At 72.6% G+C, this 25,898-nt stretch carries 23 protein-coding genes and 2 pseudogenes; 9 read left to right on the top strand and 16 right to left on the bottom strand.

From position 1 onward, the window contains the following. Positions 1 to 353 precede the first annotated feature (353 nt). From EV383_RS12950 to EV383_RS12900, 11 genes and pseudogenes are all read right to left on the bottom strand, one after another. Positions 354 to 662: a putative quinol monooxygenase gene (locus EV383_RS12950; protein ID WP_130290147.1), complete on the bottom strand. Its 309-nt coding sequence runs from the start codon at positions 660 to 662 to the stop codon at positions 354 to 356. Positions 663 to 874: 212 nt separating this feature from the next. Then, positions 875 to 1,288: a GlcG/HbpS family heme-binding protein gene (locus tag EV383_RS12945; RefSeq protein WP_130290146.1), complete on the bottom strand. Its 414-nt coding sequence runs from the start codon at positions 1,286 to 1,288 to the stop codon at positions 875 to 877. 32 nt (positions 1,289 to 1,320) lie between these two features. Continuing rightward, entirely contained in the window at positions 1,321 to 2,469 is a 1,149-nt protein-coding gene (locus EV383_RS12940; protein ID WP_130290145.1) for a glutathione-independent formaldehyde dehydrogenase, read from the bottom strand. A 48-nt stretch (positions 2,470 to 2,517) separates the two neighbouring features. Then, entirely contained in the window at positions 2,518 to 3,075 is a 558-nt protein-coding gene (locus EV383_RS12935) for a type 1 glutamine amidotransferase domain-containing protein (protein WP_130290144.1), read from the bottom strand. Between the two features lie 484 nt (positions 3,076 to 3,559). Beyond that, positions 3,560 to 4,513: an AraC family transcriptional regulator gene (locus EV383_RS12930; RefSeq protein ID WP_165438331.1), complete on the bottom strand. Its 954-nt coding sequence runs from the start codon at positions 4,511 to 4,513 to the stop codon at positions 3,560 to 3,562. 477 nt (positions 4,514 to 4,990) lie between these two features. Continuing rightward, positions 4,991 to 5,113: pseudogene (locus EV383_RS33070) on the bottom strand (hypothetical protein); the annotation flags it as partial. A 1,549-nt stretch (positions 5,114 to 6,662) separates the two neighbouring features. After that, entirely contained in the window at positions 6,663 to 8,021 is a 1,359-nt protein-coding gene (locus tag EV383_RS12920; RefSeq protein ID WP_242623062.1) for a 2Fe-2S iron-sulfur cluster-binding protein, read from the bottom strand. A 38-nt stretch (positions 8,022 to 8,059) separates the two neighbouring features. After that, positions 8,060 to 8,971, bottom strand: a complete 912-nt coding sequence (locus EV383_RS12915; protein ID WP_130290142.1) for an FAD binding domain-containing protein — start codon at positions 8,969 to 8,971, stop codon at positions 8,060 to 8,062. Positions 8,972 to 9,011: 40 nt separating this feature from the next. After that, positions 9,012 to 9,791, bottom strand: a complete 780-nt coding sequence (locus tag EV383_RS12910; RefSeq protein WP_130290141.1) for an enoyl-CoA hydratase/isomerase family protein — start codon at positions 9,789 to 9,791, stop codon at positions 9,012 to 9,014. Position 9,792: 1 nt separating this feature from the next. Then, a complete protein-coding gene (locus EV383_RS12905) occupies positions 9,793 to 12,198 on the bottom strand; it encodes a xanthine dehydrogenase family protein molybdopterin-binding subunit (protein WP_130290140.1) in 2,406 nt (801 codons plus the stop codon). Beyond that, positions 12,191 to 13,705, bottom strand: coding sequence for a class I adenylate-forming enzyme family protein (locus EV383_RS12900; RefSeq protein WP_130290139.1), 1,515 nt, complete (start codon positions 13,703 to 13,705; stop codon positions 12,191 to 12,193). The genes EV383_RS12905 and EV383_RS12900 overlap by 8 nt, the downstream gene beginning before the upstream one ends. An 89-nt stretch (positions 13,706 to 13,794) precedes the next feature. On the opposite strand from EV383_RS12900, the gene EV383_RS12895 reads away from it, so the two are divergent. Then, entirely contained in the window at positions 13,795 to 14,364 is a 570-nt protein-coding gene (locus EV383_RS12895) for a PadR family transcriptional regulator (protein ID WP_341273723.1), read from the top strand. A gap of 37 nt (positions 14,365 to 14,401) precedes the next feature. Here the strand turns inward: EV383_RS12895 and EV383_RS12890 are convergent, their stop codons facing one another. Together EV383_RS12890 and EV383_RS12885 are read right to left on the bottom strand one after the other, a co-directional pair. Beyond that, on the bottom strand, positions 14,402 to 14,635 hold the full coding sequence (locus EV383_RS12890; protein WP_130290138.1) for a DUF6186 family protein: 234 nt from the start codon (positions 14,633 to 14,635) through the stop codon (positions 14,402 to 14,404). Next, positions 14,632 to 15,036, bottom strand: coding sequence for a hypothetical protein (locus EV383_RS12885; protein ID WP_130290137.1), 405 nt, complete (start codon positions 15,034 to 15,036; stop codon positions 14,632 to 14,634). Before EV383_RS12885 ends, EV383_RS12890 begins: the two co-directional genes overlap by 4 nt. Before the next feature lie 280 nt (positions 15,037 to 15,316). Between EV383_RS12885 and EV383_RS32155 the strand changes: the two genes are divergently transcribed. Then, complete coding sequence (locus EV383_RS32155) at positions 15,317 to 15,733, top strand: SAM-dependent methyltransferase (protein WP_130290136.1); 417 nt, start codon at positions 15,317 to 15,319, stop codon at positions 15,731 to 15,733. Here the strand turns inward: EV383_RS32155 and EV383_RS12875 are convergent. Next, the gene (locus EV383_RS12875) at positions 15,730 to 16,554 is read right to left on the bottom strand and encodes an SDR family NAD(P)-dependent oxidoreductase (protein WP_130290135.1); all 825 of its coding nucleotides are present in this window, start codon (positions 16,552 to 16,554) and stop codon (positions 15,730 to 15,732) included. The two genes, EV383_RS32155 and EV383_RS12875, sit on opposite strands and share 4 nt — an antisense overlap. Positions 16,555 to 16,671: 117 nt before the next feature. Between EV383_RS12875 and EV383_RS12870 the strand changes: the two genes are divergently transcribed. Further along, entirely contained in the window at positions 16,672 to 17,082 is a 411-nt protein-coding gene (locus tag EV383_RS12870; RefSeq protein ID WP_130290134.1) for a VOC family protein, read from the top strand. A gap of 15 nt (positions 17,083 to 17,097) precedes the next feature. Here the strand turns inward: EV383_RS12870 and EV383_RS32150 are convergent. Further along, positions 17,098 to 18,276 (bottom strand): annotated as a pseudogene (locus tag EV383_RS32150) (amidohydrolase family protein); the annotation flags it as partial. Positions 18,277 to 18,557: 281 nt separating this feature from the next. Here EV383_RS32150 and EV383_RS12860 point away from each other — a divergent pair. From EV383_RS12860 to EV383_RS12850, 3 genes are all read left to right on the top strand, one after another. Next, positions 18,558 to 19,604: an LLM class flavin-dependent oxidoreductase gene (locus tag EV383_RS12860; protein WP_130290132.1), complete on the top strand. Its 1,047-nt coding sequence runs from the start codon at positions 18,558 to 18,560 to the stop codon at positions 19,602 to 19,604. 38 nt (positions 19,605 to 19,642) lie between these two features. After that, complete coding sequence (locus EV383_RS12855) at positions 19,643 to 20,233, top strand: TetR/AcrR family transcriptional regulator (RefSeq protein ID WP_130290131.1); 591 nt, start codon at positions 19,643 to 19,645, stop codon at positions 20,231 to 20,233. Positions 20,234 to 20,352: 119 nt separating this feature from the next. After that, the gene (locus EV383_RS12850) at positions 20,353 to 21,087 is read left to right on the top strand and encodes an SDR family NAD(P)-dependent oxidoreductase (protein ID WP_130290130.1); all 735 of its coding nucleotides are present in this window, start codon (positions 20,353 to 20,355) and stop codon (positions 21,085 to 21,087) included. A 72-nt stretch (positions 21,088 to 21,159) separates the two neighbouring features. On the opposite strand, the gene EV383_RS12845 is transcribed toward EV383_RS12850, so the two are convergent. Beyond that, positions 21,160 to 21,798 carry a TetR/AcrR family transcriptional regulator gene (locus tag EV383_RS12845; protein ID WP_130290129.1) on the bottom strand — a complete coding sequence of 213 codons (639 nt, stop codon included), beginning with the start codon at positions 21,796 to 21,798 and terminating at the stop codon, positions 21,160 to 21,162. A gap of 203 nt (positions 21,799 to 22,001) precedes the next feature. On the opposite strand from EV383_RS12845, the gene EV383_RS12840 reads away from it, so the two are divergent. From EV383_RS12840 to EV383_RS12830, 3 genes are read left to right on the top strand one after another with little or no spacing between them, the layout of a single operon-like run. Next, positions 22,002 to 22,454, top strand: a complete 453-nt coding sequence (locus tag EV383_RS12840; RefSeq protein ID WP_130290128.1) for a (2Fe-2S)-binding protein — start codon at positions 22,002 to 22,004, stop codon at positions 22,452 to 22,454. Continuing rightward, a complete protein-coding gene (locus tag EV383_RS12835; protein WP_130290127.1) occupies positions 22,441 to 23,403 on the top strand; it encodes an FAD binding domain-containing protein in 963 nt (320 codons plus the stop codon). Before EV383_RS12840 ends, EV383_RS12835 begins: the two co-directional genes overlap by 14 nt. Next, positions 23,400 to 25,571: a xanthine dehydrogenase family protein molybdopterin-binding subunit gene (locus EV383_RS12830; RefSeq protein WP_130290126.1), complete on the top strand. Its 2,172-nt coding sequence runs from the start codon at positions 23,400 to 23,402 to the stop codon at positions 25,569 to 25,571. Before EV383_RS12835 ends, EV383_RS12830 begins: the two co-directional genes overlap by 4 nt. Positions 25,572 to 25,898 lie beyond the last annotated feature (327 nt).

The raw sequence follows: 25,898 nt of genomic DNA, 5'->3' as shown, positions 1-25,898 counted from the left end.
CTGCATGGGTGTCCGTCTCGGTACGGGAGGCCCCGGCCACGTCGCGCACATGTGACATCCACGGTCCGCCCACATCTGCTCCACCGGCGGGGCCTGAGCTGACTGCGCCCTCGCAGTCAGCTCAGTTAGCCCTCGACCTCGCCGGGCGGGTGCACCGCCGCCTCGCCAGGACTGCGGCCGGCCTCCTGCAGCGCACGGCGTCCCGAGCAGATCCCAGCCTAGGTCGAGCCGGGAATCTACTGCGTCGAGGCGTTCGGATTCGTCGCTGCGGCCCTGCCGCCCGTCGCCATGCCGGGTGCGCAGGGACTTCTTCCCCCCGGCCCGACCCGACGCCGTGGCACGCCGGTCGGTGATCAGGCCGGCGGCTTCTCTGCGATCACGTCGACCGGCTCGACCGTCGGTTCGGCGAACAGGACCTCGGTGTTGTCCTTGAGCGCCTGGCCGACCTTGCCGGCGAGGTGGGTCTGGCGGCCGGAGTCGTCGGGAAAGGCGTCGTAGATGCCGAAGGACGAGGGCCCGAAGCGGATGGCGAACCACCGCACCGTGTCGGGCTCCTGCTGCACGAGGCCGAGCCCCTGCTGCAGGAAGTTCTCGACGTCGCCTTCTCGACCGGGTAGCGCCTCGAGACGCACGAGAAGCCCCACGGTCACTGGTTCAGCCATGATCCATCTCCTTTTCGAAGGACGTCGTCGCATGCTGGGTGCGGTCACGACGACAGCGGTTGCTTTCGGGTAGTCGGCGTCGCGGTGGCGCGCGGCGACTCGGTGACGAGGTGGTCGGTCAGTGCGACCACGTCGGGTGCGAGGCGACGAGTCGGCCGGAGACCGGCCAGTCGCTGCCGAATAGGACGTGTCTGGCTGGTTGGTGGGCCTGACTAGAGGGCGGCCATGGCGGCCTCGGCGACGATCTGGTCCTGCTCACCGGTGCCGCCGGAGACTCCGACCCCGCCGACGACGTTCCCGTTGCTTCCGCGCAGCGGCAACCCTCCGGCGAAGATCATCACCCGGCCGTGGTTGGAGTCGCTGATGCCGTAGAACTGCCCGCCGGGCTGGGAGTTCTTCGCGAGGTCACCGGTGGAGGTGTCGAAGGCCCGCGCGGTGAACGCCTTGTTGATCGAGATGTCGATGCTTCCCATCCAGGCGTCGTCTATCCGGATGTGTGCGACCAGGTTCCCGCCCGTGTCGACCACCGCCACGTTGCTCGGCGACCCGATCTCGCGGGCCCTCTGCTCGCCCGCGGCGATGACCCTGCGGGCATCGTCGAGGCCCACTGTCTCGACCTGTCTCATCGTCTGCTCCTTCGGAGATTCGACCGGCTCGTTCAGCTGGGCCGGGAGGGGTTGAGGACGACCTTGGTCCAGCCCTCGTCACGGGCGTCGAAGTGCTGGTAGGCCTCCGGCGCCTGGTCGAGGGTCAGGTTGTGGGACACGATCCAGGACGGGGTGATCTTGTCCTCGGCGATGAGGTTGCGCAGGTGGCGGTTGTAGCGTTTGACCGGGGCCTGCCCGCACCCCATCTGCTGGCCCTTGAACCAGAAGCTGCCGAAGTCGATCCGGGCCTTGCCCTGCTGGGCGAGCTCGTCGGGGGCGCCGGGGTCCTGCGGGATGAACACGCCGACGGTGCCGATCCCGCCGGTGAACTTCACCGAGGCGATCAGGTTGTTGATCGTGAGCGCGTTGTCCTCGTTGCCCTGGGGGTCATGGGCCTGGTAGCCGACGCACTCGGCGCCGCGGTCGGCGCCGCGACCCTTGGTCTGCTCCATGACCTGGTCGACCGGGGAGCCCTTCGAATCGTCGATCGGGATCGCGCCGACCTGTTCGGCCAGCTTGAGCCGGTCGGGGTGGCGGTCGACGACCATCACCTTCGCCGCGCCCTTGATCGACGCAGAGAGGGCGGCCATCAGCCCGACCGGGCCGGCGCCGTAGATCACGATCGTCTCGCCGGGAACCAGGCCGGACATCTCCACCGCGTGCCAACCGGTGGGCAGGATGTCAGAGAGCATCGTGTAGTCGTTCTGCTTCTCGCGGGCGTCCTCGGGCAGGCGCAGGCACTGGAAGTCGCCCCACGGGATGCGCAGGTACTCGGCCTGCCCCCCGGCCCAGCCGCCCATGTCGGCGAACCCGTAGGCGCCCCCTGCTACGCCGGGCTCGTTGGCGGCCAGGCAGTAGTTGGTCAGTCCGTGTTCGCAGTTGTTGCAGTGCCCGCAGCTGACGTTGAACGGCGCGGAGACCATGTCCCCGACCCGGATCTTGTCGACGCCGCCACCGACCTCGACGACCTCGCCGAGGTTCTCGTGGCCGAAGATGCGGCCCTGCTCGAAGTCGGTGCGGCCTTCGTACATGTGCAGGTCCGACCCGCATATGTTGGTCGAGGTGATCTTCACCAGGACGTCGGTGGGCTTCTCGATCCGGGCGTCGGGGACCTCATCGACGCTGACCTGGCGCGGACCGTGATAGACGAGTGCCTTCATGCGTATGTTCCGTTCCTGGTTTTCGGGTGCTGTGGCGTCGGTGGTGGGTCAGGCTGTAGCCGGGACGGCCGCGAACTGTTCGACGATCGCCGCGCAGAACGCGGGAAGGTCGAACGGGGACCGGCTGGTGGTGAACTGGCCGTCGATGCAGACCTCTTCGTCGACGACCTCGGCGCCGGCGTTGCGCAGGTCGGTACGGATGCTCATCCATGACGTGAGTCGCCGACCGCGGATCACGTCGGCCTCGGCGAGGGTCCAGGGGCCGTGGCAGATCGAGGCGACCGGCTTGCCGGTGGCCACGAATGCACGCACGAACTCCACCGCGGCGGGGTCGGCGCGCAGCTGGTCGGGGTTGACCGTGCCGCCGGGCAGCAGCAGCGCGTCGTAGTCGCTCACCGACGCCTTGCCGACCTCCTGGTCGACCGTGATCGTGCCGGCCGGGTCCTTGTCCCACTCCCGCGCCCACAAGGACCCGGTGTGCAGTGAGAGCACCTCGACGGCGGCGCCGGCACCGTAGAGGGCGCCGCGGGGCAGGTCGAGCTCGACGCGCTCGACCCCGTCCGCGGCCAGGATCGCGACCGTGCGGCCGCGCAGTTCGTGGGTCATGACCGTTCCTCCGTCATCATCGGGCGGGCCGGGCACGCTCAGCGGAATCGCATCGCGCTTACCCCGTCTCCCGGGTGTCTCACCATGCGGTATCTATCGAGAGTCGGATGACGCGACCATCGGTCCGGAACTCCGGTCGAACACCCTCACAACCGCCCCGTGCGACAGGCAGCAACGGAATGAGGCCACCGGCAGGTCGGGGCCCAGATCAGGCATTCCCGGGCGGTGTCGAGCGCGGTCCACGGTTCGATCGGGGCCGACCAACAATGACGACATCGACGATGCGCTCCGTTCCGGTGCCCCCGGCGAACTCCTGATACGCCAGACCCACCTCGGGACCACGACGCAGCCATGACACTAAAGAGCCCCGGCATCGGATCAGAGCCGTTCCCGGCAGGCCCGGCGATGCGGAATCGGCACTACCCAACGGCTGTGCTCAGCGCAGCGGCCGGGCTCGGCAGCCGGGCGAGCGCAGCAGCCGAACTCAGCGCAGCGGACGTGCCAGGGTCGCGGCGGGAGCCTCGCCGTAGCGGTGCCGGTAAGTGGTGGCGAAGCGGCCCGGGTGGCTGAAACCCCACCGATAGGCGACTTCGGTGACCCGCACTCCGTGGCCGCGGTCGGCAACGGCCAGGTCGGCGTAGGCACGCTCGAGACGCACGTTCTGCAGGTACTGCTTCGGGGATCGGTCGAACTCCCGGCAGAACCCCGCGTGCAGGGCCCGCACCGACAAGCCCACCGCGCGCGCGAGTCCCTCGATCGTCAACGGCTGCTCAGGATGGGATCGCATGAGCTCGGCGGCGTCGGCGACGGCCGAATGGTGCGCCGGCGCGGGGCGGTAGCACAGCGCCCGGGTCCAGCTGTTGGGCTGGCCCAGCAGCAGGGTGTACATGACCTGCTCACGCAGCTGCGCCGTCACCAAAGGATTCACCGCCTCCGGTCCGGTGTCGGAAAGCATCCGTCGCATCAGCTGGGCCTGCCCCAGCGCCGTCGCGGTGGTCACCGGGTTGTCCATCGCCGGGTCGAACTGCAGGTCGGGTTCCTCGGGCTGGTCGGTGACCAGCCGAGCGGCCAGCGAGCGCAGCGCGCCGAGGTCGATCCGCAGCACCAGCAGCCGCAGTGCCTCGCTCCAGTCCATCACCAGCTCCGAGGCCGGGGTCCCCACCACCGCGGCCCCACCGGCGCAGGCGTCGAGCCGACGCCCCTGGTGGCGCGCGGTCATCGACCCGGTCAGCGGCAGGCACACCGCCACATAGCCGGGCAGCGGATCCGCGCTCAGCCGCACCCCCATCCCGTAGTCGAACTCCAGCAACGACAGCCCGGAGGTGTGGAACCCGAAGACCTGCGCGGTGAACTCGCCCGCACGGGCCGGCGCGACCGTATGGGGCGACATGATCGCGGTGACCCGCTCCACCAGATCATCGACATCGCTGGAACGCACCAGCGGTCGGCCCCGATCGTCGCGCATACCCTCGCCCATCGGGCACCCCTGGAGTCGCACACCGGGGAAGGCGCTCGCCAAATTGGGGACGGGCTGGGACCGGCACCGGTACCTGCGAGTGTGACGCCGCGAACACTACGAACAGGGCGCCCGGTACGGAACCGCCAAATGATATGGACAGCCGAACGGGGTCGGTCCGAACGGGGCAGTCCGTGCCGCGCTCAGACGCGGACGGGGTGTCGGACGAGCCAGTCCGCCGTGGCGACCAGCGGCAACAACGTGTCCCACATACCTCTGCTCGGTCAGCACCACGACGGTGTGCAGCGAACCCCGTCGCGGTCATCCAGCTCCGCGAGCACCGAGGTCCAGATCTCCTCGGTCGCGGTGATCACCGCGTCGGCCACCGCCTCCTTGTTCGGGAAGTGGAAAATACATCGCCCCCTTCGTCACCCCGCTCAGGGCAGTGATCTCGTTGAGCGTGGCACCGTGATAGCCGACCACCGCGAACCGTTCCGCCGCGGCCACGACGATGGCCCTTCGGGTGTCCAGGGACCGCTCGTGGCTCCGCCGCCCGGCTGCACCCGCGTGGTCCGCGGCCATCTCCATGACAGGTACCCGACCCAGGCGGCAACGAGGGACCCATCGCGCAATACCTCCGGACATTGACGTCGGCTTTCCGATCTTCCTACAGGTACTGGCCGGTGCCTCTCGATGTCGAGTACATCCACGCCGCCAGGCGACCCGACCAGCGCGACTTCAGGCTGGGACTCCGCGACGGAGCGCGCACCTCGAGGTCCTGGGCTGCGCCCGGCGCCGGCCTCGCCGGCGTACGAGTAAACGTTGTTGCCACGACCCGTCGCGGCGGGACGGAATCTGACAACGAGGCGTCGCCATTCGGACGATGCGAGGTCCTGCTTCGCAGGGACCGATCCATTTTCGGAACCGTCGCCGAGCCGATTCCGCACCGCCCCGCCGCCGGTTGCGGCTCGGGAACGCCCCACGAGCTGCCTACCGTCAAACCATCCGCGAGAGAGCCACACACGGGTCGACACGTCCCCTATTCGGCAGACGTGCAGAACCACCCGGGCTCGCCCCTGCGGGTTCATGATCACGCCGACCCGGACAGGAACATCGATGCTTACCTCCCCGCACCCGATAGTGACCGCGACCGCCGGACCCCGGCCCCGAAACGCACACGATGGCGCCCCGCCCGCGGCCGACACGCTGCCCGCGGCCGTTGATACCGGCCTTCAGCGCCTGCGCAACCTCACGATCGCCGCCCAGTCCCCACAGCCCAGCGACCTCGAACATCGCCTCCGGACCGCGCTGAGCACCAGCCGACCAGACAGGCTCGGCTACATTCCCGCCCGCGTCGCGTGCGCCCACCTCGCCGCCGGCGACGTCACCGAGGCCTACTTCGCTCTGCTCGTCGCCCGCGACCAACTGTTCTCGGAGCCCCTCCAGGCCGGCTCGACGAGCAGCGCCGCACCGGATACAGCTCCACGTGTCCGGGGTTGAGGAACCAGCTCGCAGAAACCGCACGGAAGGGGACTGCGATGACGATCCACGTGCGCTCCGGCCGACGGCGCCGCCGACGGCCCGGGCGGCTCCGGCGCGCCCCTGAGAATCGACATGCCAGTGCCCGGGGTTCGCGTGATCCGGGTGACCGGGATGCTGGGCCGGGCGGGTGCGGCTCGACTGCTACGCCGGATCGACTCGCAGCTGTCGCTGGTCCGCGCCGATCATCTGCACCTGACCGCGGTGCCGGCGCACCTCGACGCCGTACACGCGATCGACTGCGGAGCATCCAAGGCCATGGCGCACGCCCGCTATGGCTGCGCGCGCATGGGCATCGCGTTCGCGTTGGCCGGAACTTGCCGCGCCCTGCAGTCGGCCGCTCCACAAGTGCGTGCGGACCTGAGATATCTCCGCGCGTTCCCGAGCACCGATGTCGCCGTCGCCGAGCTCACCCGCCGCGGCACCGCCACCGCGTTGCCACCGTTGGGGCGCGCCCACCAGCGGATTCACAACACACCAACAGGGGGAACGCCAGGGACCTGGCTTACCGCGACGCACCAACGGATGAACGGGTCTCACATCGAACAGGCCCAGTGGGTCAGGACCTCGGGAACCCCCACGTCCGACCACGTCACCTCCTGGCGCGTCGGGCGCGCGCCCGGCCCCACACCCGGGCGCGGATCCGGAGTGCCGCGGAACGCAAGGTGTCCAGCGTCGCGCCGGCCGCCATCCGCAGCGGGCTCGGCCCCGTCGACGTGGCATCCGGAGCCTGTCCGGTGCGGGCGGCCTCGTCCACCGACCGTCCGAACTGCTCGAACAGCCGCCTGCTCACGTCACCGGCGAGTGCCCGCCCGAACTGCGCGATCCGCCCGGACAGATGCAGGTCGGCATCGGCGACCAGCACGCTCCCGCCGTCCGCACCGGGCTCGACCCGCAGCCTGATGACCGCACGCGTCGCGCTGCCGCCGGCGTCGGCGCCCTGCGCCAGGACGTTCAGCCGGTGCTCGGCCGGCTCCCGCTCGACGACCTGGGCGAGCCCCTCGAACCTCAGCTTCACCGGCCCCAGGGCGATCGTCGCCCGGCCGCGGTAGCGGCTCTCGTCGAGGATCTCGACGAGCTCGGCGCCGGGCAGGCAGCGGGCCAGCAGGTCGAAGTCGTCGATCACGTTCCAGACCGACGCGACGTCGGAGCTCAGCTCGCTGCGCACCGACACCGTCGCCGACGGCGCCCCGGCGGGGATCCGCACCTCCTCCGGGACGGCCGGGCCGGCGTCGGGCCCTCCCTCCGCCGAGCCCGCGTCGGCGGGGCGGGCGCCGCCGCGGCCGACCAGGGTCCGGGAGGCGCAGTTGCGCGGGCCGGGGAGCCCGTCGGGGTGCTCGGCGGCCACGTCGGCGACCGCGGCGAGGATGCCGCGGTAGCCGGTGCACCGGCAGATCACGCCGGACATCTGCTCGGGCAGCTCCTCCGGCGCGACGGCGGTCCCCTCGGGCCCGTTCGTGAGCAGGTCGTAGCCGCTCATCAGCATGCCGGGGGTGCAGAAGCCGCACTGCAGGCCGTGGTGGGCGGAGAACGCCTGCTGCAGGGGGTGCTGGTCGTCGGCGGTGCCGAGGCCCTCGACCGTCGTCACCTCGGCGCCCTCGCACTGCACCGCGAACAGCAGGCACGCGCGCGCCGCGTCGCCGTCGACGAGCACGGTGCACATCCCGCAGACGCCGTGCTCGCAGCCCAGGTGGGTGCCGGTGAGCCCGAGGTGCTCGCGCAGGACGTCGGCCAGGTGCATCCGGGCCGGCACGGACACCGTCACGTCGGTGCCGTTGACGGTCATCGCGACGTCGACGAGGTCACCGGCGGCCACCTTGGCGGCGGCGGGTATACGGCGTTGCGCAGGCGTCCCGGCCGAGCTCGGGTCCGCCGCGCGGCGGCCGGGCGCGGTGTGGCCGGGTGCGGTGTGGCCGGGCGCGGGGCGCTGCTGGGGTGGGGTCGCGGTCACGGGTCCTCCTCGGTGGGGCACGTGCCCCGCGGTGTCGGTCACTGCCGGACGGACGGCCCGGCGCCCGGCGCACTACGTCCGGCCTTCGTCCAGGCCGTCGCCAGCTCCCGTGCGGCCAGCACCGCGAACAGCCGGCGCCGGTAGCCGGTGGAGCCGTGCGCGTCACCGCCGGTGTCGACGATGCGCGCGGCGAGCTCGGTGGTGCCCGGGCGCAGCCGGCGGGCCAGGTCCTCCCGGCCGTCCCCCGGCAGCTCGGAGGCCAGCAGGTCGGTCACGTCGGAGGTGACGGGCCGGTCGGAGATGCCGAATCCGGTCAGCCGGGCCTCGCGCAGCGTCCCGTCGTGGCCGGTGTCCAGGACCGTGACGACCCCGGCCAGGGCGAAGTCGCCGTGCCGGCGGGCGATCTCGGCGAACCCGAAGCCCTGCCCGGGCCGGGCCACCGGCAGCTCCACCCCGGTCACGACCTCGTCCGGCCCGACACCGGTGGTCATCGCTCCCAGCACGAACTCGGCGGCCGGCACCCGACGGCGTCCCGAGGGACCGGCCACCGTGACCGTCGCGCCCAGGCACGCCGCGACGGCGGGCAGCTCGGCGGCCGGGTCGGCGTGCGCGAGGCTGCCGCAGACGGTGCCGCGGCTGCGCAGCTCCCGGTGCCCCACGAAGGGCATCGCCATCCCGAGCAACGGGACGTCGCGGGCCAGCCGGGAGTGCTCGACGGTGCGCTGACGCACCGCGGCGCCGACCGCGAGCGTGTCCCCGGCGCGGGCGAGCCCGGTGAGCTCGTCGACGGCGTTGATGTCGACGAGCGTGCCGGGCCGTCCCAGCCGCATGGCCAGCACCGGCACCAGCGACTGGCCGCCGGCGAGCACCTTGCCGTCGCCGCCGGCGAGCTCGGCGAGCACGTCGTCGAGGCCGGACGGACGGACGTAGGCGAACGGTGCAGCCTTCATGCCTCCCCCTCCTGGGGTTCGCGATCGCGTGCGGGGACGGTCAGCGCCCGGTGAACTCGGCCTTGCGCTTGTCCCCGAACGCCTTCACGCCCTCGGCGAAGTCGTTCGTGGAACGCAGCATGGCGTAGGCCTTCCGCTCCAGGTCGATGCCGGTGTAGAGCGGGCCGTCGATGCCCTTGTCCAGCACCTCCTTGGCCGTGCGCTGGGCGGCCGGGGAGAAGCCGGCCATCTTCGCGGCCAGTGACTCCACCGCGGCGTAGAGGGCGTCCCGGTCGGAGTGCACCTCGGCCAGTACGCCCCAGTCGTGCGCCTGCTCGGCGCTGATCCGGGTGGCGGTCATGATGTGGTACTTCGCCCGGGACAATCCGATCAGCCGGGACAGGCGCTGGGTCCCGCCGGAGCCGGGGATCATGCCCAGGTTCATCTCGGGCAGGGCGAGCTGGGTGCGGGGCGTACCGAGGCGGATGTCGCAGGACAGCACCATCTCGCAGCCCACCCCGAAGCAGTAGCCGTCGATCGCGGCGATCACCGGCTTCGCGCTCCGGGCCGGGGCGGTGACGTTGTGGCCGAGGTCGGTGAAGTCGATCGGGTCGACCTCCATGAACCCGGCGATGTCCCCGCCGGAGGTGAAGTGCTCGCCGTCCGAGCGCACCACCACGACCCGGACCTCGGGGTCGGCGTCGATCTCGGCGAAGCGGTCCGCGACGAGCTGCCGCATCTCCCAGGTCACCACGGTGTACTTGCCGTGCGACAGGGTCAGGTAGGCGATGCGGCCGTCCTCGCTGCGGTCCAGGAGGACGTCGCCACCGGTGAGTGCCATGTCAGAAGGTCTCCTTGCTCTCGAACAGCTGGTGCAGCACCTCGCCGTGCAGCGGGATGCGGTCGATCGCGATGCCGTGCGGGGACAGGGCGTCGGCGACGGCGTTGGCGAACGCCACCGGGAAGCTCATCGACGACCCCTCACCGCAGCCCTTGGCCCCCAGCGGGGTCAGCGGCGACGGCGACACGACGTGGTCGGTGCGCAGGTCGTAGCCGGTCTCCGCGCTGGTCGGGCACAGGTAGTCCAGGAACGTCGCGGACGTCGGCTGCCCGGACCCGGCGTAGGTGAACTCCTCGTACATCGCCCCACCGAGGGCGTGGGCCAGGGCGCCGTGCACCTGGCCGTCGAGCAGCTGCTGGTTGAGCACCGTGCCCGCGTCGTGCACGGACGACACCCGGTCCACTGTGATCTCCAGGGTGTCCGGGTCGATCCGCACGGCCACGATCTCGGCCACGAACCCGTAGCAGAGCGACGAGTTGATCCTGTCGTCCATGGTGGCCGCACGGACCTCGCGCGGGGTGAACGCGGCCTCCTCGTAGAGCCGCGCCGAGGTGCCCTCCGGCAGGGCGCCCGGGTCCCAATGCACGACGCCCGCGGCGTGCCGGAACTCCACCGACCCGCCCGACCGCGCACGCACGGTGCCGTCGACGAGCTCCAGCTCGGCCGCATCGACGCCCAGCATGGTCGACGCCGCCGCCCGGACCGTCTCGGCGATCCGGTCCGCGGCCTGCACGACGGCGCTGGTCACCAGCGGCGCGAAGCGCGAGGAGTAGCTGCCGGACGTGACCGTCCACGGTGTCGTCGCGGTGTCCATGTCGATCACCACGCGGACGTGGGAGACGGGGAGACCGAGCCGGTCCGCGGCGACCTGGCGGGCGACGGTCGCGTGTCCCTGGCCCTGCGGGACGCTGCCCAGCATCACCGTGACCCTGCCCTGCAGGTCGACCGAGATCCGCACGTGCTCGGTGGAGCCGGACTTGTCCCGGCCCGGCTTGCGGTCCTGCGCGGGGGTCGCCAGCCCGACGTAGCCGATGTTGGTGCCGGACGGGTCGGTGACCAGAGCGACGCCGATCCCGTAGTGGGCACCCTCGGCGCGAGCGTCGGACCGGCGCTGCCGGAGCTCGTCCATGTCGGCGTTCTTCTCGGCGAGCTCCAGCGCCGCCGGGTAGTCGCCGGAGTCGTAGACGCCGCCGGTGGGCGTCTCGTGGGGGAAGCCCCGGATCAGGTTGCGTCGCCGCACCTCCAGGACGTCGAGCCCGGTCGCGGCGGCGACGGCGTCCATCAGCCGCTCGAGCCCGAAGTAGAGCTGCTGGCCGCCGAAGCCGCGGTTGAGACCGGTCGGCATCTCGTTCGTGACCACGGCCCGGGCCCGGATCTCGACGGCGCCGATCGTGTACGGGCCGGTGATGTTGCCGAAGCAGCGGTAGAGCGTGGAGGGCTCCGGCGGGCGCAGGTAGGCCCCGACGTTGTCCACCAGGTCGACCTTGAGCCCGTTCACCGTGCCGTCGGCGTCGACGGCGGCGGCGAAGCGCATCACCCGGTCCGCGCCCGAGGAGCTGGCCAGCAGGTGCTCGACGCGGTCCTCGGTCCAGCGCACCGGCGTGCCGGAGTGCTTCGACGCCAGCGCCATCAGCACCACGTAGGGGTAGATGCCGGCCTTGATCCCGAAGCTGCCGCCGATGTCGGCCGGCACGTGCAGGCGCACCTTCGACGTCGGGACGCCCAACGCCCCGGCCATCACCGGCACCATCGTGAACGGGCCGTGGAAGTTCGCCCACGCCTCGACGCCGGGCCCGTCGGACTCCTCGTTCCACTGCGCGATCACCGAGAAGCACTCCATCGGCACCGACGAGTAGCGCGGGAACTCGTACTCCCCCTCCACGACGTGCACGGCGTCGGCGAACACCTCGTCCACCCCACCGAAAGAGAACGTCCGGTCGGTCGCGACGTTGGATCCGGCGTCGGAGTGCAGCAGCGGGGCGCCCGTGGCCAGCGCGGCCCGGGCCCCGACGACGGCGTCGAGCGGTTCGTAGTCCACCGCGACCAGCTCGGCGGCGTCCTCGGCGGTGTAGCGGTCGCCCGCCACCACGACGGCGATCGGCTCGCCGACGAAGCGGACCTTGTCCACCCCGGTCGGCAGGTAGGGCATCGCGGCGCCGGTGGAGAGCGGGAACGGGCGCAGCGCCTCCCGGACCTCGTCGGGCCCGATCACCGCGGCCACGCCGGGGTGGGCGCGGGCCCTCGACAGGTCCACCGACACCAGGCGCGCGTGCGGCTGGGTCGCGCGCACCACGGCGGCGACGAGCGTGCCGGGCAGCGGGTCGAGGTCGTCGAGGAAGCGACCCCGCCCGGCGACCAGCGCGGCGTCCTCGACCCGGGACGGGGTCCAGCGGCCGTGCTCAGGCACGGGCCTCACCCCTCGCCTCGTACCGTCCCGCCGTCAGCGTGCGGCGCAGCGTCTTGCCCACCCCGGAACGGGGGATGGCGTCGACGGCGATCACCCGCTTCGGGCGCTTGAGCGAGGGCAGGACCTCGCGGGCGAACGCGAGCGTCTGCCCGGCCGCGCCCAGCGGGTCGGCGCCGGGGACGGGGACGACGAACGCGGTGACCGCGTGCCCCCACCGGTCGTCGGCCAGACCGACCACGCACACGTCGTCGATCTCCGGGCAGCGGGCCAGCACGGCCTCGATCTCGTCCGGGTAGATGTTCTCCCCGCCCGAGTTGATCATGTCGTCGACCCGGCCCGAGACGTGCAGGTCACCGTCGTCGTCGGTGACGGCGAGGTCGCCGGTGTAGTACCAGCCGTCCCGGATGGCCTTGGCGTCGGCGTCCGGGCGCCGCCAGTAGCCGGCGAAGGCCTCCGGGCTGTCCAGCGAGACGATCACCTGTCCCTGCTCCCCGGTCGCGACCTCGGCGTCCGGCGGGGCGCCGACCTCGGGCGAGACCAGCCGGACGCGGGAGAACACCCCCGCCCGTCCGGCCGACCCGGGCTTGGCGAGCACGTCCGGGCCGATGGTGAACGTGTAGATCTCGGTGGATCCGAAGTGGTTGACGAACGACGACGGCGCCACCGCGGCGGAGAGCTCCTCGGCCAGCGACGGGGTCATCGCCGCGCCGGCGTAGGCCAAGCGGTCCAGGCCCGTCGCGCGCTCCAGCCCGTCCGCGCGCAGCAGGGACCAGTACATCGTGGGCACCAGATAGAGCGACGAGACCGACTCGTCGACGACCAGCTCGCACGCCTGTCCCGCGTCGAACGCCGCCTGGGCGACCCAGGTGCCACCGACCACGATGGAGCACAGCAGCGTGCGCAGGCCCATCGTGTGGAACATCGGCATCACGCCGAGCACACGCTCGCCCTGGCGCTGCTGGGTCTGGACCGCGTGCGCGACGGCGGCGGTGCGCTCGGCCCGGTGCGTGCGCGGGACGCCCTTGGGCTTCCCGGTCGTGCCGGAGGTGTAGAGCAGGACGCTCAGGTCGTCCTGCGACGGCGCGGGCCCCGGCGCGGTGTCCGGCTCCCGCTCGGCGGCCGTGTCGACCTCGGTCACGGTGCGCATCGGCAGGGTCCCGGCCGCCGCCGTGGTGCGCTCGGCCTGGGCGTCGTCGGTGACCACCAGCGAGGTCTGCGCGTCGTCGAGGCAGTAGGCCAACTCGTCGACACCGAACCGGGTGGACAGCGGCACCGAGACGGCGCCGAGGACCTGGACGGCCAGGTGCAGCGAGGCCAGCGGCTCCCCGCCGGTGAGGCTCAGCGCCACCCGGTCCCCCGGCCCGACACCGGAGGACCGCAGCGCCCCGGCCAGCCGGTTCACCCGGGCCTCCCATGCGCGGTAGGTCAGGTGCCGGCCGGTGCCCGACACGGCCGTCCGGTCCGGGTGCCGCTCGGCGGTCCACCGCAGTGTGGTCGCGAGATCCATCCGTCTCCTTCGTACGATCTGAAACGGACTATACGAAACGCATGGCTGCCGGGCAAGGCCGACGGGGGATCCTTCGTTAGGCTTCCCGTGTGCCGGTGCGACTGTCGACGACGTCCTACGTCGTGCTCGGCATGATCGCGTTGCGCGGGCCGTCCACCCCCTACGACCTCAAGCGCGCGGTCGGGCACTCGGTGGGCTACTTCTGGCACTTCCCGCACGCCCAGCTCTACTCCGAGCCGGACCGGCTCACCGAGGCCGGCCTGCTGGACCGCGTCAGCGAGGAGGACGGGCGCCGGCGCAAGACCTACTCGCTGACCGGCGACGGCCGCGACGCCCTGCGGGCCTGGCTCGCCTCCCCCACCGACGAGCACTTCCAGATGCGCGACATCGCCGAGCTGAAGCTGTTCTTCAACGAGGTCGGCGACCCCGCCGACGTGCCCCGGCTGGCCGACGAGCAGATCGCGCAGCACCGCGCACGGATCGCCGAGTACGAGCAGATGGTCGAGCGGTTCGGCGACCGGCCGGAGGCCGGCCCCCGGATGATCACCGTGGAGCTGGGACTGGAGATGGAGTACGCGGCCCTGCGCTTCTGGCAGGCCCTGGCGAAGGACGACCTGGACGGCCTGCGCGCCGCCCGTCGCGCCGGCCGCCTCGCCTGAGAACGCCGCACCGCGGCCGGCACCGGGCGTGGTCCGATCAGGGGTACGGCCACCCCGGCGGCAGGCTGCTGCGGGCGAGGAAGTGCCATCCCGCCCACCACCACAGGCCCAGCAGCGCGATCCGGCCGGGCACCGTCGCCGCGACGGCCGTGACGACGTCGGAGAACGTCGGGACCGTGGCACCCGGACGCCGTCCCAGCAGCTCCAGCACCACGGCCGCGGCGACGAGCAGGAGGTAGGCCGCGATCGTCGCGGCGTAGCCGGCGCTCATCGCCGGACCAGCCAGAAGCCCGCGCAGATCCACGCGACGTACCCGGCGAAGCGCACCGCGGGCTCGATGAAGTACGGCCCGAGCAGCCAGCTCACGGTCGGGAACGACGCCCGGTCGCCCCAGGCCAGCGCTCCGAGCTCCACGACCGTGACCAGCGCGAACACGACGAACCACGGAACCGCGGTCCGCCCGAGCCGCCGCGGGACACCGGTACGCGCCGGGCGGCCGGCGATCGTCGCGGCGAGGGCCACGACCCCGATCGCGCCGGTCACCGCCGTGGACTGCCACGTGTGCGTCGCGATGGGTGCGGCGAGCAGTGCGACCACGACGGCCACCGCTCCGACGCCGAGCCGTGCGCGTCCCCCGACCGGCTCGGACGGCTCGGACGGCGGCGCGGGCACACCCCACGGTATCGGGGCCGCCGGCGGGCGATCCGGGTCTGTGTTCGGCGGCGACGTCCGTGGTGCGGCCGCCCGCCCGGACCGGGCGGGGCCGGCATCACCCGAATACGGGAGCAGGCCGACGACGGGTCCGGGGAGTCGCGGGGATGCCGGGGCCGCCGGGGCCGCCGTCATCGGGGTGGACGGCTCGGACGCGGCGCTGCGGGCCGGACGACGTCGACCGCCGACAGGGAGCGTCCGCGCTTGCGCCCGCCCCGCCCTCCTCTCCATAGTCGGCGCCGTGCAGATCGCCCTGTCGGCACGCCTGGCGGCCGTCGTCGACCGTCTCCCGATCACGCCGGGATCCCGGATCCTGGAGATCGGCTGCGGGCCCGGCGCCGCCGCCCGCGCCGTCGCCGAACGTCTCGACACGGGTTTCGTCCTCGCCGTGGACCGGTCGTCGACGGCGATCGGCCGGCTCCGGACGACCGGGGCCTCGCTCATCGCCGCGGGCAGGCTGGGGACGCGGACCGTGCCGATCGAGGACTTCGTGCCGGAGCCCGGCGAGCCGGCGTTCGACTTCGCCTTCGCCAACCGGGTGGGTGCGTTCGACGGACGCCACCCCGAGATCGAGACCGCCGCCCTGCAGGCGGTCTCCCGGGCGCTGGTCGAGGGCGGCGCGCTCTACGTCGACGGCCGGCGCCACCCACGCATCTAGGCCGCCGACCGCAGCCGCGGCGGTCCGGCGTCGGCCGTGACCGGCTCCGCGACGGCGGACCGCTCCAGCCGGGCGCACCGGTCCCGCCCGCGGCCGGCCAGCCTCGCGGCCAGGCGCAGTGCCGTCCGCGGGGCCTCCAGGTAGCCGACGACGCCGCGGTACACGGAGCCGGGCGTCGACAACGTCCGCCCGCGCGCGGCGTCGTTCAGCGAACGGCGCACCACGGTCCGCGGGTCGAGCCACAACGGGCCGGACGGGTCGTCCTCGCCCCGGATCCGCCCGGCCGCCACGGCGGTGGCCGTGACCCCGGTCCCGCTCAGGGACGCCGAGACGGTGTCGGTGAAGGCCAGCACCCAGGCCTTCGACGCCCCGTAGGCGTTCCCGCCGGACGGGAGATACCCCGCGAAGCTGGCCACGTTCAGGATCGCGCCGCGCCCGCGGGCGACCATGGCCGGGACCGCGGCCCGGCTCAGGCGCATCACCGCGGTCACGTTCAGGTCGATCTCCGCGGTCAGGGCCTCGACCGGGGCGTCGGCGAACACCGCGTCGCACTCCACGCCCGCGTTGTTGACCAGCAGATCCACCGGCCGCTCCCGGTCCGCGACCCGCCGCACGACGGCCGCCAGACCGGCCGGGTGGGTCAGGTCGGCCGGCAGCGTCTCCACGATCGCGCCGGTCGCCCGCCCGATCCGCTCCGCGGTGACGGCGAGGCGGGCGCCGTCGCGGGCGACGAGGACGAGCGAGTAGCCGCGCTCGGCGAGCTCCCGGGCGTAGACCTCGCCGAGTCCGCGGCTTCCTCCGGTGACCAGTGCAGTGGGCATGACACCAACGTACGAACCGTCCGCTGTGCGATCCCTGAGAAGCTGTGGCCCCGCTGAGAACCGGCTCCGGCCGGCGACGGCGAACGTCGCCACCGGCCGGACGAGAAGGAGGACATCGTGTTGCTCGACGGCGTCAACCACGTCGCACTGATCTCCGCCGACGTCGACCGCCTCGGACGCTTCTACGCCGAGGTGTTCGACGCCGAGGTCGGTCCGACCCGCCCGCACGGCGAGCACGGGGAGGAGACGATGACCGTCATCCGGATCGGCCCGCACACCGAGCTCAACGTCTTCGTCATCCCCGGCAACACCGAGCCCGACCGCCAGACCCCGATGTGGGGACGCGGGCGCCTCGACCACCTCGGCCTGCAGGCCGCCTCACCGGAGGCCTTCACCACGATCCGGCAGCGGCTGATCGACACCGGCGCCGCCGACGGCGTCGTAAACGACTTCGGATCGGTCCGCAGCATGTTCTTCCGCGACCCCGACGGGCTGGAAGGCGAGGTCCTGGTCGCTCAGGGCTCCTGACCGCCGCCCGCCGCGCCACACGCCCACGATCGAGAGGCTGTCGCCGATCGTGGTGGTCGGGTCGCCGTCGACGAGCACCAGGTCGGCGCGCAGCCCGGCGGCGATGCGCCCGCGGTCGTCGAGACCGAAGCGCCGCGCCGGGACCGACGTCGCCGCCCTCAGCGCGCGCACGGGTGAGAAGCCGGCCTCGACGAGCAGGGCCATCTCGTGGTGCACGCTCGCGCCGTGGGCCTGGCCGCCGGTGGTGGGGACGGCGACGGAGGCGTCGGTGCCGACCAGGACGTCCACACCCGCCGCGTCGAGGGCCGCGACGCTCGCGAGGGCGTCGTCGAACGGCGCGTCCCAGGTGGACAACGACCGACCTAGCGCCTCGGTCCAGTGTGGCGCCAGCCTGCTGCTCACCCGCGGGTCGGCGGCGAGCTCCGTGGCGGCGATGCCCATGAAGGAGCGGGCGAGGACGAGGCACGGCGTCACGAACGCGCCCGAGGAGGCGACCGTGTCGACGAGCCGGTCGTCGTGCGGACGGTCGATGAACAGGTGGACCAGGGCGTCGGCGCCACCCCGGGCGGCCTGGGCCCAGGTGGCCGCGGTCTGGGCGTGGGTCATCGCCAGGTGCCCGTGCTCGTGGGCCGCCGTGACGCCGGCGGCGTAGGCGTCGTGGGGCAGCAGCGGGAGGCCGGGGTCACCCATCACGGTGCCCTCCTCCAGGATGAACTTGACGTAGTCGGAGCCGGTCGAGACGAGGCGGTCGACCAGCGTGCGCGCCTCGTCGGGCGAGCTGGTCTGCGGGAACTGCGCGGGGTCGGGGACGCCGGGGCCGCTCAGGTTCGCGAAGAGCTGGGTGGGGTGGCCGTGCGGCGCCGTGACCGGCTGCCCGGCGCCGCGGACGTCGGCGCTGTCGTGACGGGCCGCCCACGCCGCCCGGTCCTGCGCCGAGGACGGGCCGCCCATGTCCATCACGGTCGTGACCCCGAAGCGCAGCGCCGTCGTCAGGTCCTCGGGGAGGGCGTGGACGTGGGCGTCCATCAGACCCGGCAGGAGGGTGCGGCCGCGGCCGTCGATCCTCCGGTCGATCCCCGCCGGCGGCTCGGACCCTCCGACGCGGGCGATGAGGCCGTCCTCGACGACGACCGTCGTCGAGGGGTGGACCTCCTCGCCGTCGAAGACGCGGACGTCGGTGAAAGCGGTGCGCATGGGTTCGTCGCTCCTGTCCGGTGCACTCTCGTCGGCGCTGTCCGGTGCGGGCCCGTCCGCCGTCCGAGCCGGGGCCGGGCACCGACCGGAGCGCCGTGTCGTGCCGACGCTAGAGCGCGAAGAGGTCGACTTCCGTCCTCTTCCCCCACCTGAGCGGGAAGGAGGGAGGACCCCCCGTCCCCCGCGCGTCGCGGCCGGGTGGAACACGGGGCGCGGTGGCGCCGTTGGACCAGGGGCCGCCGCACGGCCGGCAGGGCCGTGACAGGAGAAGGAGAGCCGGTATGCCGACCCCCGACGTCCCCCTCGAGAAGCTCGGGTTCCTGACCATCGGCCTGTTCGACGGCGACGACCCGGGGCCGGGGCACGAGAACGTCCTGCAGGTCATCGAGCTCGGCGAGCAGCTCGGGTTCGACAGCGCCTACCTGCGCCACCGGCACTTCCAGACCGGCATCTCCTCGCCCGTCGCGATCATGGCGGCGGCCTCGCAGCGCACCCACCGCATCGCGATGGGCACGGCCGTGACCCCTCTGGGGTGGGAGAATCCGCTGCGCATGGCCGAGGATCTCGCCACCGTCGACATCCTCTCCGGCGGCCGGCTGGAACCCGGGTTCTCGGTCGGCCCGCCGATCCACTGGGACGACGTCAAGAACGCGCTCTACCCCGACACCGCCGACGTCGAGGACCTCTCGTCCGAACGGGTCGCCCGGCTGCTGCGGATGATCTCCGGTGAGCCCGTCAGCACGTTCTCCGGCACCGCCGGCTTCGAGCGGTTCTCCGCTCGGGTGGAGCCGCACTCCCCCGGTCTCGCCGACCGCGTCTGGTACGGCTCGGGGAGCAGCCGGTCCACCCGATGGGCCGCCGAACAGGGCCTGAACCTGCTGACCAGCAACATCACCAAGCCCGAGCCGTCGGACCTCGAGACCGACGGCCGGTGGGACTTCGCCGCGATCCAGCAACGCCAGATCGCGCTGTTCAAGCAGCACCACCCGCTCGGTGACGGCGCCCGGGTCTCGCAGGGCCTCGTCGTCATCCCCACCGACACCGCGACGGCCGAGCAGAAGTCCAGGTACCAGGCCTACGTCGAGAAGCGCACCCCGCGCACCGCCGCACCGATGGGCCCTCCCGGCCCCGGCCTGCTCGCCGCGCCCGACATCCTCGGGACGTCGCAGGAGATCGCGGAGAGGCTCTACGCCGACGCCGCGTTCCGCGAGGTGCGCGAGGTCGTCTTCGCCCTGCCGTTCAGCTTCGACCACGCCGACTACGTCCAGATCCTGACCGACATGGCGACCTCTCTCGGCCCGGCCCTCGGGTGGAAGCCACCCGCCTGATAGTGGACCGTCCGGTCCACCACGGATACCCTGCCCGCATGCCACGTCCACGCCAGTTCGACGAGCAGCGGGTGCTGTCGGCCGTTCAGGCGACGTTCTGGGACAACGGATACGCAGGCACGTCACTCGACGACCTCCTCTCTGCCACCGGCCTGGGCAAGGGGAGCCTGTACGGGGCGTTCGGGGACAAGCAGCGCCTGTTCCTGCGCGTGCTGCGCGAGTACGACGAGGCCAACGACCGGATGCTGCGGACGTGGCTCGAGGACGCGGACCGCGGCATCGAGGTGATCCGCAGCTTCGTCACCGCGCCGGTGCGCGATCCCAGCGGGGAGCAGGCGCGCCGGGGCTGCCTGCTGGCCAACACCGCGATGGAGCTCTCCACGAACGCCGCCGAGGTGGCCGCGGAGGCCCGGCGCAGCTACACCGCGACCACCGCCGTCCTGGCCGATGCGGTACGGCGGGCACAGCTCGAGGGAGACCTCGCGCCCCACGCCGACCCGGACGAGATCGCCCGTGCGGTACTGGCCGGTCAGCTCGGGCTGATCGTCCTCGGTCGGATCGGCCAGGACCCGGCCGTGCTGTCCGCCGTCGCCGACACCCTGCTCGACGGCCTGCTCCCCGCCACCTGAGCGTCCCCACCTGAGCGTCTTCGTGGTGACGCACGACACGATGCCGTCCCTGTTCTTGACCGATCGGTCCATATCAGGTGATATGGACCGATCAGTCAAGAACCAGGAAGGGAGCCGTCATGGGGTCGCTGGAGGGCAAGGTCGCGGTGGTGACGGGAGGGAACGCGGGTATCGGGCTGGCCATCGCGCGGGCCTACCGCACGGAGGGCGCGCGGGTGTTCGTCACCGGGCGTCGCCAGGAGCAGCTCGACGAGGTCGAGGCCGAACTCGGACCCGAGGTGACCGGGGTCCGCTGCGACGTGGGCCGGCTCGAGGAGCTCGACGCGCTCTACCGGACGGTCGCCGAGCAGGCGGGCCGGATCGACGTCCTGGTCGCCAACGCCGGGATCGGGATCGCGGCCCCGCTGGGCGAGATCACCGAGGAGCAGTTCGACGCCATGGTCACTACGAACGTCAAGGGCCCGCTGTTCACCGTGCAGAAGGCGTTGCCGCTGCTCTCGCCGGGGGCGTCGATCATCCTCACCGGATCGACGGCGGCCTCGCGGCCCGAGCCGTTCCTGCCCGTCTACGGCGCGACCAAGGCCGCGCTGCGCAACCTCGTCCGCGGCGTCGCCCACGGCGCCGGGGCGGGTCGGTACCGGATCAACATGCTCTCCCCCGGCGCCACCCGCACCCGCGGTCTGCTCGATCTGCTCTCGGCCGACGAGCTCGCCGCGACCGAGGCCTCGGTCCCTCTCGGCCGGCTCGCCGAACCCGAGGAGATCGCCGCCGCGGCCGTCTTCCTGGCCTCGGAGTCCTCGAGCTTCGTCAACGGCTCCGAGCTCGCCGTCGACGGCGGCTACGCGCAGGTCTGACCGACCACGACGCCGTGGGAACGGGCCGGATCGTCGGTCGGGGCCGGTCCGGGTCGACGACCGTCGCCGGGCTCAGCTCGACGGGGCGGGAGCCGGGCCCGGCGCCGGGGCGACCGGAGGGTGCGCGGGGGCGCCTGCACTCATCCCCCGCCACAACAGGTCGATCAGGCCCTCGGCCTCGCGCCGCCAGTCGCCCGTGGAGTCGAGGAGCATCAGCCCGGCGAGCCCGCGCAGGACCGTTGCCGGATCCAGGTCGGCTCCGACCGTCCCGGCCGCGATGTTCGCGTCCACCAGGGCCGTGACGGCGCCGATCATTGCCTCCTGCGCCGCCTCGTAGACGTCGCTCGGCAGCTCCCCCTTGCCCGTGCTCGCGGCGCGCAGCGCGTCGATCAGGCCCCGCTTGGTCATCAGGTAGTGGCTCAGGTGATCGGCCGCCCAGGCCCGGAACGCCCCTTCCGGCGTGTGGGTCGCGAGCAGTCCCGGCACGACCTCCACCAGGTGTCGCAGCTCGAGGCGGTACACCGCCAGGATCAACGCCTCCGGGTTGGGGAAGTGCCGGTAGACCGTGCCGACGCCGACCCCGGCCTGCTTGGCGACGGCGTTGAAGGAGACCTCGCCGAGCTGCGCGAGCGACTCGGCGGCGACGGCGAGGATGCGGTCGTGGTTGCGGCGTGTGTCCGCCCGCCGCGGGCTCACCGCACCGGTCGTCATCGTCACTCCCCGGCGTCGACGTCGTGAGCCCTCACGGTAGTCCATGCCCGCCGGGCCGGGACCACACTCGTTGCCAAAGCGGATAAGTATCCGCTACGGTCGGCTCACCGCCGGAGGACCGTTGCCCGACCACCCCGGCGGCCTCCCACCTCACCACCACACACCGTGCTCGTCGTCGGTGACGACGGCCGGGAAGAGGCTCAGTGGACATCTCACTCCATGTGAACGGAACCACGGAGGACGTCGACGTCGAACCCGGCGCGACCCTCCTCGAGACCCTGCGGGAACGGCTCGGTGTTACCGGCCCGAAGAAGGGGTGCGACCGCGGTCAGTGCGGCGCCTGCACCGTGCACGTCGCGGGCCGGCCCGTCCTGTCCTGCCTCACCCTCGCCGCGATCGTGCGGGAGCCGGTGACCACGGTGGAGGGACTCGCCCCCGAGGGCGGCCTGCACCCGGTCCAGCGGGCGTTCCTCGACCAGGACGCCCTGCAGTGCGGGTTCTGCACCCCCGGACAGGTCATGTCCGCCGTCGCGGCGGTGGAGCAGGACGTCGCCGACGTCCGCGAGTTCATGTCGGGCAACCTCTGCCGCTGCTCGGCGTACCCGAACATCGTCGCGGCGATCGAACAGGCGAGGCAGCCCGATGCGACCGTTTGAGCTGACCGCACCGGCGACCGTCCCCGACGCCCTCGCCTCCCCCGGAGCCTTCCTGGCCGGCGGGACGACGCTCGTCGACCTGATGAAGCTCGACGTGGAGACGCCGGGCCACGTCCAGGACATCAACGCCCTGCCGTTACGGGGCCTCGACACCCGCGACGGGCTGCGGATCGGCGCCCTGGAACGGATGAGCGACGTCGCCGCACACCCCGGCGTCTACCCGATGATCAGCCGCGCACTCCTGCTCAGCGCGTCCCAGCAGCTGCGCAACATGGCCAGCATCGGCGGCAACCTGCTGCAGCGCACCCGCTGCTCCTACTTCCGCGACGTCGCTGCGCCGTGCAACCGGCGCGACCCCGGCAGCGGCTGCCCGGCGATCTCGGGATCGAACCGGATGCACGCCGTGCTGGGTACCAGCGAGGCGTGCGTGGCCACCCACGCCAGCGACCTGGCGGTCGCCCTGACCGCGCTCGACGCGCAGGTCGTGCTCGCCGGCGCGGAGGGGACCCGCACGGTCGCGCTGGCCGACCTCTACCGCCTGCCCGGGACCAGCCCCGAGGTGGAGAACGACCTGCGTCCCGGTGAGCTGATCACCGAGGTGCAGGTCCCACGGCTGGACTGGGCGCAGCACTCGACCTACGTCAAGGTGCGCGACCGCGCCTCCTACGAGTTCGCGCTGTGCTCGGCCGCCGTCGCCCTCGACGTGCGGGACGGCCGGATCGCCGACGCCCGGGTGGCCGTCGGCGGCGTCGCCACCGTGCCGTGGCGCCTGGGTGCCGTCGAGGAGGCCCTGCGCGGGACCCCGGTGACCCAGGAATCGTTCGAGGCTGCGGCCTCGGTCGCCGCCGACGGGGCGACGCCGTTGTCGGACAACGGGTTCAAGGTGTCACTGCTGCCGCGGACGATCGTGCGTGCGCTACGGGAACTGACCGAAGGGAGCCGGGCATGACCGACCGGTTGGACGGCCCGCTGAAAGTCACCGGCCGGGCGCGGTACGCGGCGGACCGCAGCCTTCCCGGCATGGCCTACGGGTACGTCGTGACCAGCACGGCCGCGCACGCCGACGTCGAGGCCATGGACGTCACTGCGGCCGGGGAGGCACCCGGCGTCCTCGCCGTGTACTCCCCCTTCGACCCGCTGACCCTGCATGCCCCGAACCACCCGATGCTGGGCCGCGCGTGGGTCCCGCTGCAGGACACCGAGGTCACCTACTACGGGCAGCCCATCGGCTTCGTGGTCGCCGAGACCTTCGAACAGGCCCGCGACGCGGCCGGGCTCGTCGGGGTCACCTACCGGCACGAGCCCGCCCGCACCTCGTTCCACGACGGCCTCGCCGACGCCGAGGACGCACCCCCGGCCATGGACGGCTCACCGCCGTCGCTGGCGGTGCTCGCGCCCGGCGTCGACTCCATCGACGACGCCCTGGCCGCGAGCCCCGTCGTGGTCTCCGCGGCCTACTCCACCGCCACCCAGAACCACGCCGCGATGGAGCCGCACTCCGCGGTCGCGGTGTGGGAGTCCGGCCGCCTGACCGTCCACAGTGGCAACCAGGGCTCCGACATCGTGGCCTCCGACCTCGCCACCGCCCTCGGCACGGACCCCGACGCGGTGCGCGTGGTCAACCCCTATGTGGGCGGAGCGTTCGGCGGGAAGGGACGCGCCTCGGTGCCGGCGTTCCTGGCCGCCGCGGCCGCCCGTGCCCTCGGCCGCCCGGTCAAGGCCGCGCTGACCCGTGAACAGGTCTTCACCGCGACCGCCACCCGGCCGGCGACCGTCCAGACGATCACCGTCGGCGCCGAGCGCAACGGGGACCTGGTCGCGCTGCGCCACGACTCGTGGTCGAGCACGCCGGCGGACCGGTCCTTCGTCGAACCGACCTCGCACGGCACGTCCAAGGAGTGGTACGCCACCCCGAACCTGGCCATCAGCCAGAAGATGGTGCCGCTGAACATCCCGCCGACCACGTTCATGCGGGCACCGGGCGAGGCGCCCGGGTCGTTCGCCCTGGAGAGCGCGATCGACGAGCTGGCGATCCGTCTCGACATGGACCCGATCGAGCTGCGCCGGCGCAACAACTCCACCGCGCCTCCGGGTCGCGACCTGCAGTGGTCGAGCAAGCACCTCGACGAGTGCTTCCGGATCGGTGCGGCCCGGTTCGGCTGGACGGGCCGCACCGGCGGGAGCAGGGTCGAGGGCGACTGGCTCGTCGGCGTCGGCACGGCCACCGCGATGTTCCCCGCCCTGCGCTTCCCGGCCACGGTCGGGATCACGCTGCACGACGACGACACCGCCGAGGTCGCCGCCAGCGGTGCCGATCCCGGGACCGGCCTGCTGACCGTCCTGGCGATCATCGGGGCCGAGTCCCTCGACATCGCACCGGAGAGGGTCCGGCCGCGTCTGGGCGACTCGTCTCTGCCGCCCGGTGGCATGTCCGGCGGCTCGACCGGTACCGCGAGCGCCGGGACCGCCATCATGATCGCCGCCCCCAAGGCCATCGACGATCTGCTGGCCCTGGCCACGGCTCCCGGCGCACCGTTCGCCGGGACCGAGGTCTCCTACGCCGACGGGCACGTGCTCGGCGGCGGCCGGGAGATGAGCTTCGGTGAGGTCCTGCGGGCGACCCGGCGTCCGTCGCTCGCGGTGACCGGCTCCTCGGCGCCCGGCGAGGAGATGACCAAGCACTCCTTCAGCTCCTTCGGTGCCCAGTTCTGCGAGGTCCGGGTGCACCGTTTCACCCGGGAGGTCCGCGTCTCCCGCATGCTGGGCGTCTTCGACGCCGGCCGGATCGTCAACGACAAGGCCGCCCGCAGCCAGATCGAGGGCGGGATGATCTGGGGCGTGTCCGCCGCGCTGCACGAGGGCCTGGAGATCGAGGCGGACGGCCGTCCGGCCAACGCCGACCTCGCCGGCTACCTCCTGCCGGTCAACGCCGACATCCCCGAGGTCGACGTCGCCTTCGTCGAGCGCCCGGACACGTTGCACAACGCCGTGGGGGCACGCGGCATCGGCGAGATCGGCACCGTCGGCGTCGCGGCGGCGATCGCCAACGCCGTCTTCGACGCCACCGGTGTGCGGGTCCGGCACATCCCGATCACGGTCGAGGACCTGCTCGACTAGGGGCCCGTCCCGGGAGCGGTACCGACGATCGGCCGCTCATCCGGCGCGCGCACGACGATGGTGCGTTACGGTCCGGATGTCGACGCGTCCGCTCCGAACCCCGGTGGGCGTCCCGCCGCTCTCCGGCGTCGGGACCAGCAGCCGAGGGAGCTGACTCCGATGCCCGGTGAGGCGCCGCGTCCACCCGTTCCGACGGATCGGCCGCCGTCGTCGACTCCCACGACGCCGGTACCGGCGTCGTCTCGACACCGCGCTCCGACCGGTCGCCGTGGCCGCCGTCGGTAGCGCCGGCTCTCGCACCTCGACCGTGTGACATCGCTGCCCGCC

It is taken from the genome of Pseudonocardia sediminis (assembly GCF_004217185.1).
GTDB lineage: Bacteria > Actinomycetota > Actinomycetes > Mycobacteriales > Pseudonocardiaceae > Pseudonocardia > Pseudonocardia sediminis.
Note: the sequence above shows the minus strand (reverse complement) of the source record. Positions and strands in the feature narration are given on the sequence as shown.

Bases quoted from the DNA above. Each gene is read 5' to 3' on its own strand.
- EV383_RS12835 (WP_130290127.1), top strand. From the start codon at position 22,441: ATGCGACCGTTTGAGCTGACCGCACCGGCGACCGTCCCCGACGCCCTC.
- EV383_RS12860 (WP_130290132.1), top strand. From the start codon at position 18,558: ATGCCGACCCCCGACGTCCCCCTCGAGAAGCTCGGGTTCCTGACCATC.
- EV383_RS12900 (WP_130290139.1), bottom strand. From the start codon at position 13,705: ATGGATCTCGCGACCACACTGCGGTGGACCGCCGAGCGGCACCCGGAC.
- EV383_RS12875 (WP_130290135.1), bottom strand. From the start codon at position 16,554: ATGCCCACTGCACTGGTCACCGGAGGAAGCCGCGGACTCGGCGAGGTC.
- EV383_RS12850 (WP_130290130.1), top strand. From the start codon at position 20,353: ATGGGGTCGCTGGAGGGCAAGGTCGCGGTGGTGACGGGAGGGAACGCG.
- EV383_RS12945 (WP_130290146.1), bottom strand. From the start codon at position 1,288: ATGAGACAGGTCGAGACAGTGGGCCTCGACGATGCCCGCAGGGTCATC.
- EV383_RS12845 (WP_130290129.1), bottom strand. From the start codon at position 21,798: ATGACGACCGGTGCGGTGAGCCCGCGGCGGGCGGACACACGCCGCAAC.
- EV383_RS12950 (WP_130290147.1), bottom strand. From the start codon at position 662: ATGGCTGAACCAGTGACCGTGGGGCTTCTCGTGCGTCTCGAGGCGCTA.
- EV383_RS12940 (WP_130290145.1), bottom strand. From the start codon at position 2,469: ATGAAGGCACTCGTCTATCACGGTCCGCGCCAGGTCAGCGTCGATGAG.
- EV383_RS12830 (WP_130290126.1), top strand. From the start codon at position 23,400: ATGACCGACCGGTTGGACGGCCCGCTGAAAGTCACCGGCCGGGCGCGG.
- EV383_RS12890 (WP_130290138.1), bottom strand. From the start codon at position 14,635: ATGAGCGCCGGCTACGCCGCGACGATCGCGGCCTACCTCCTGCTCGTC.
- EV383_RS12855 (WP_130290131.1), top strand. From the start codon at position 19,643: ATGCCACGTCCACGCCAGTTCGACGAGCAGCGGGTGCTGTCGGCCGTT.
- EV383_RS12915 (WP_130290142.1), bottom strand. From the start codon at position 8,971: ATGAAGGCTGCACCGTTCGCCTACGTCCGTCCGTCCGGCCTCGACGAC.
- EV383_RS12935 (WP_130290144.1), bottom strand. From the start codon at position 3,075: ATGACCCACGAACTGCGCGGCCGCACGGTCGCGATCCTGGCCGCGGAC.
- EV383_RS12910 (WP_130290141.1), bottom strand. From the start codon at position 9,791: ATGGCACTCACCGGTGGCGACGTCCTCCTGGACCGCAGCGAGGACGGC.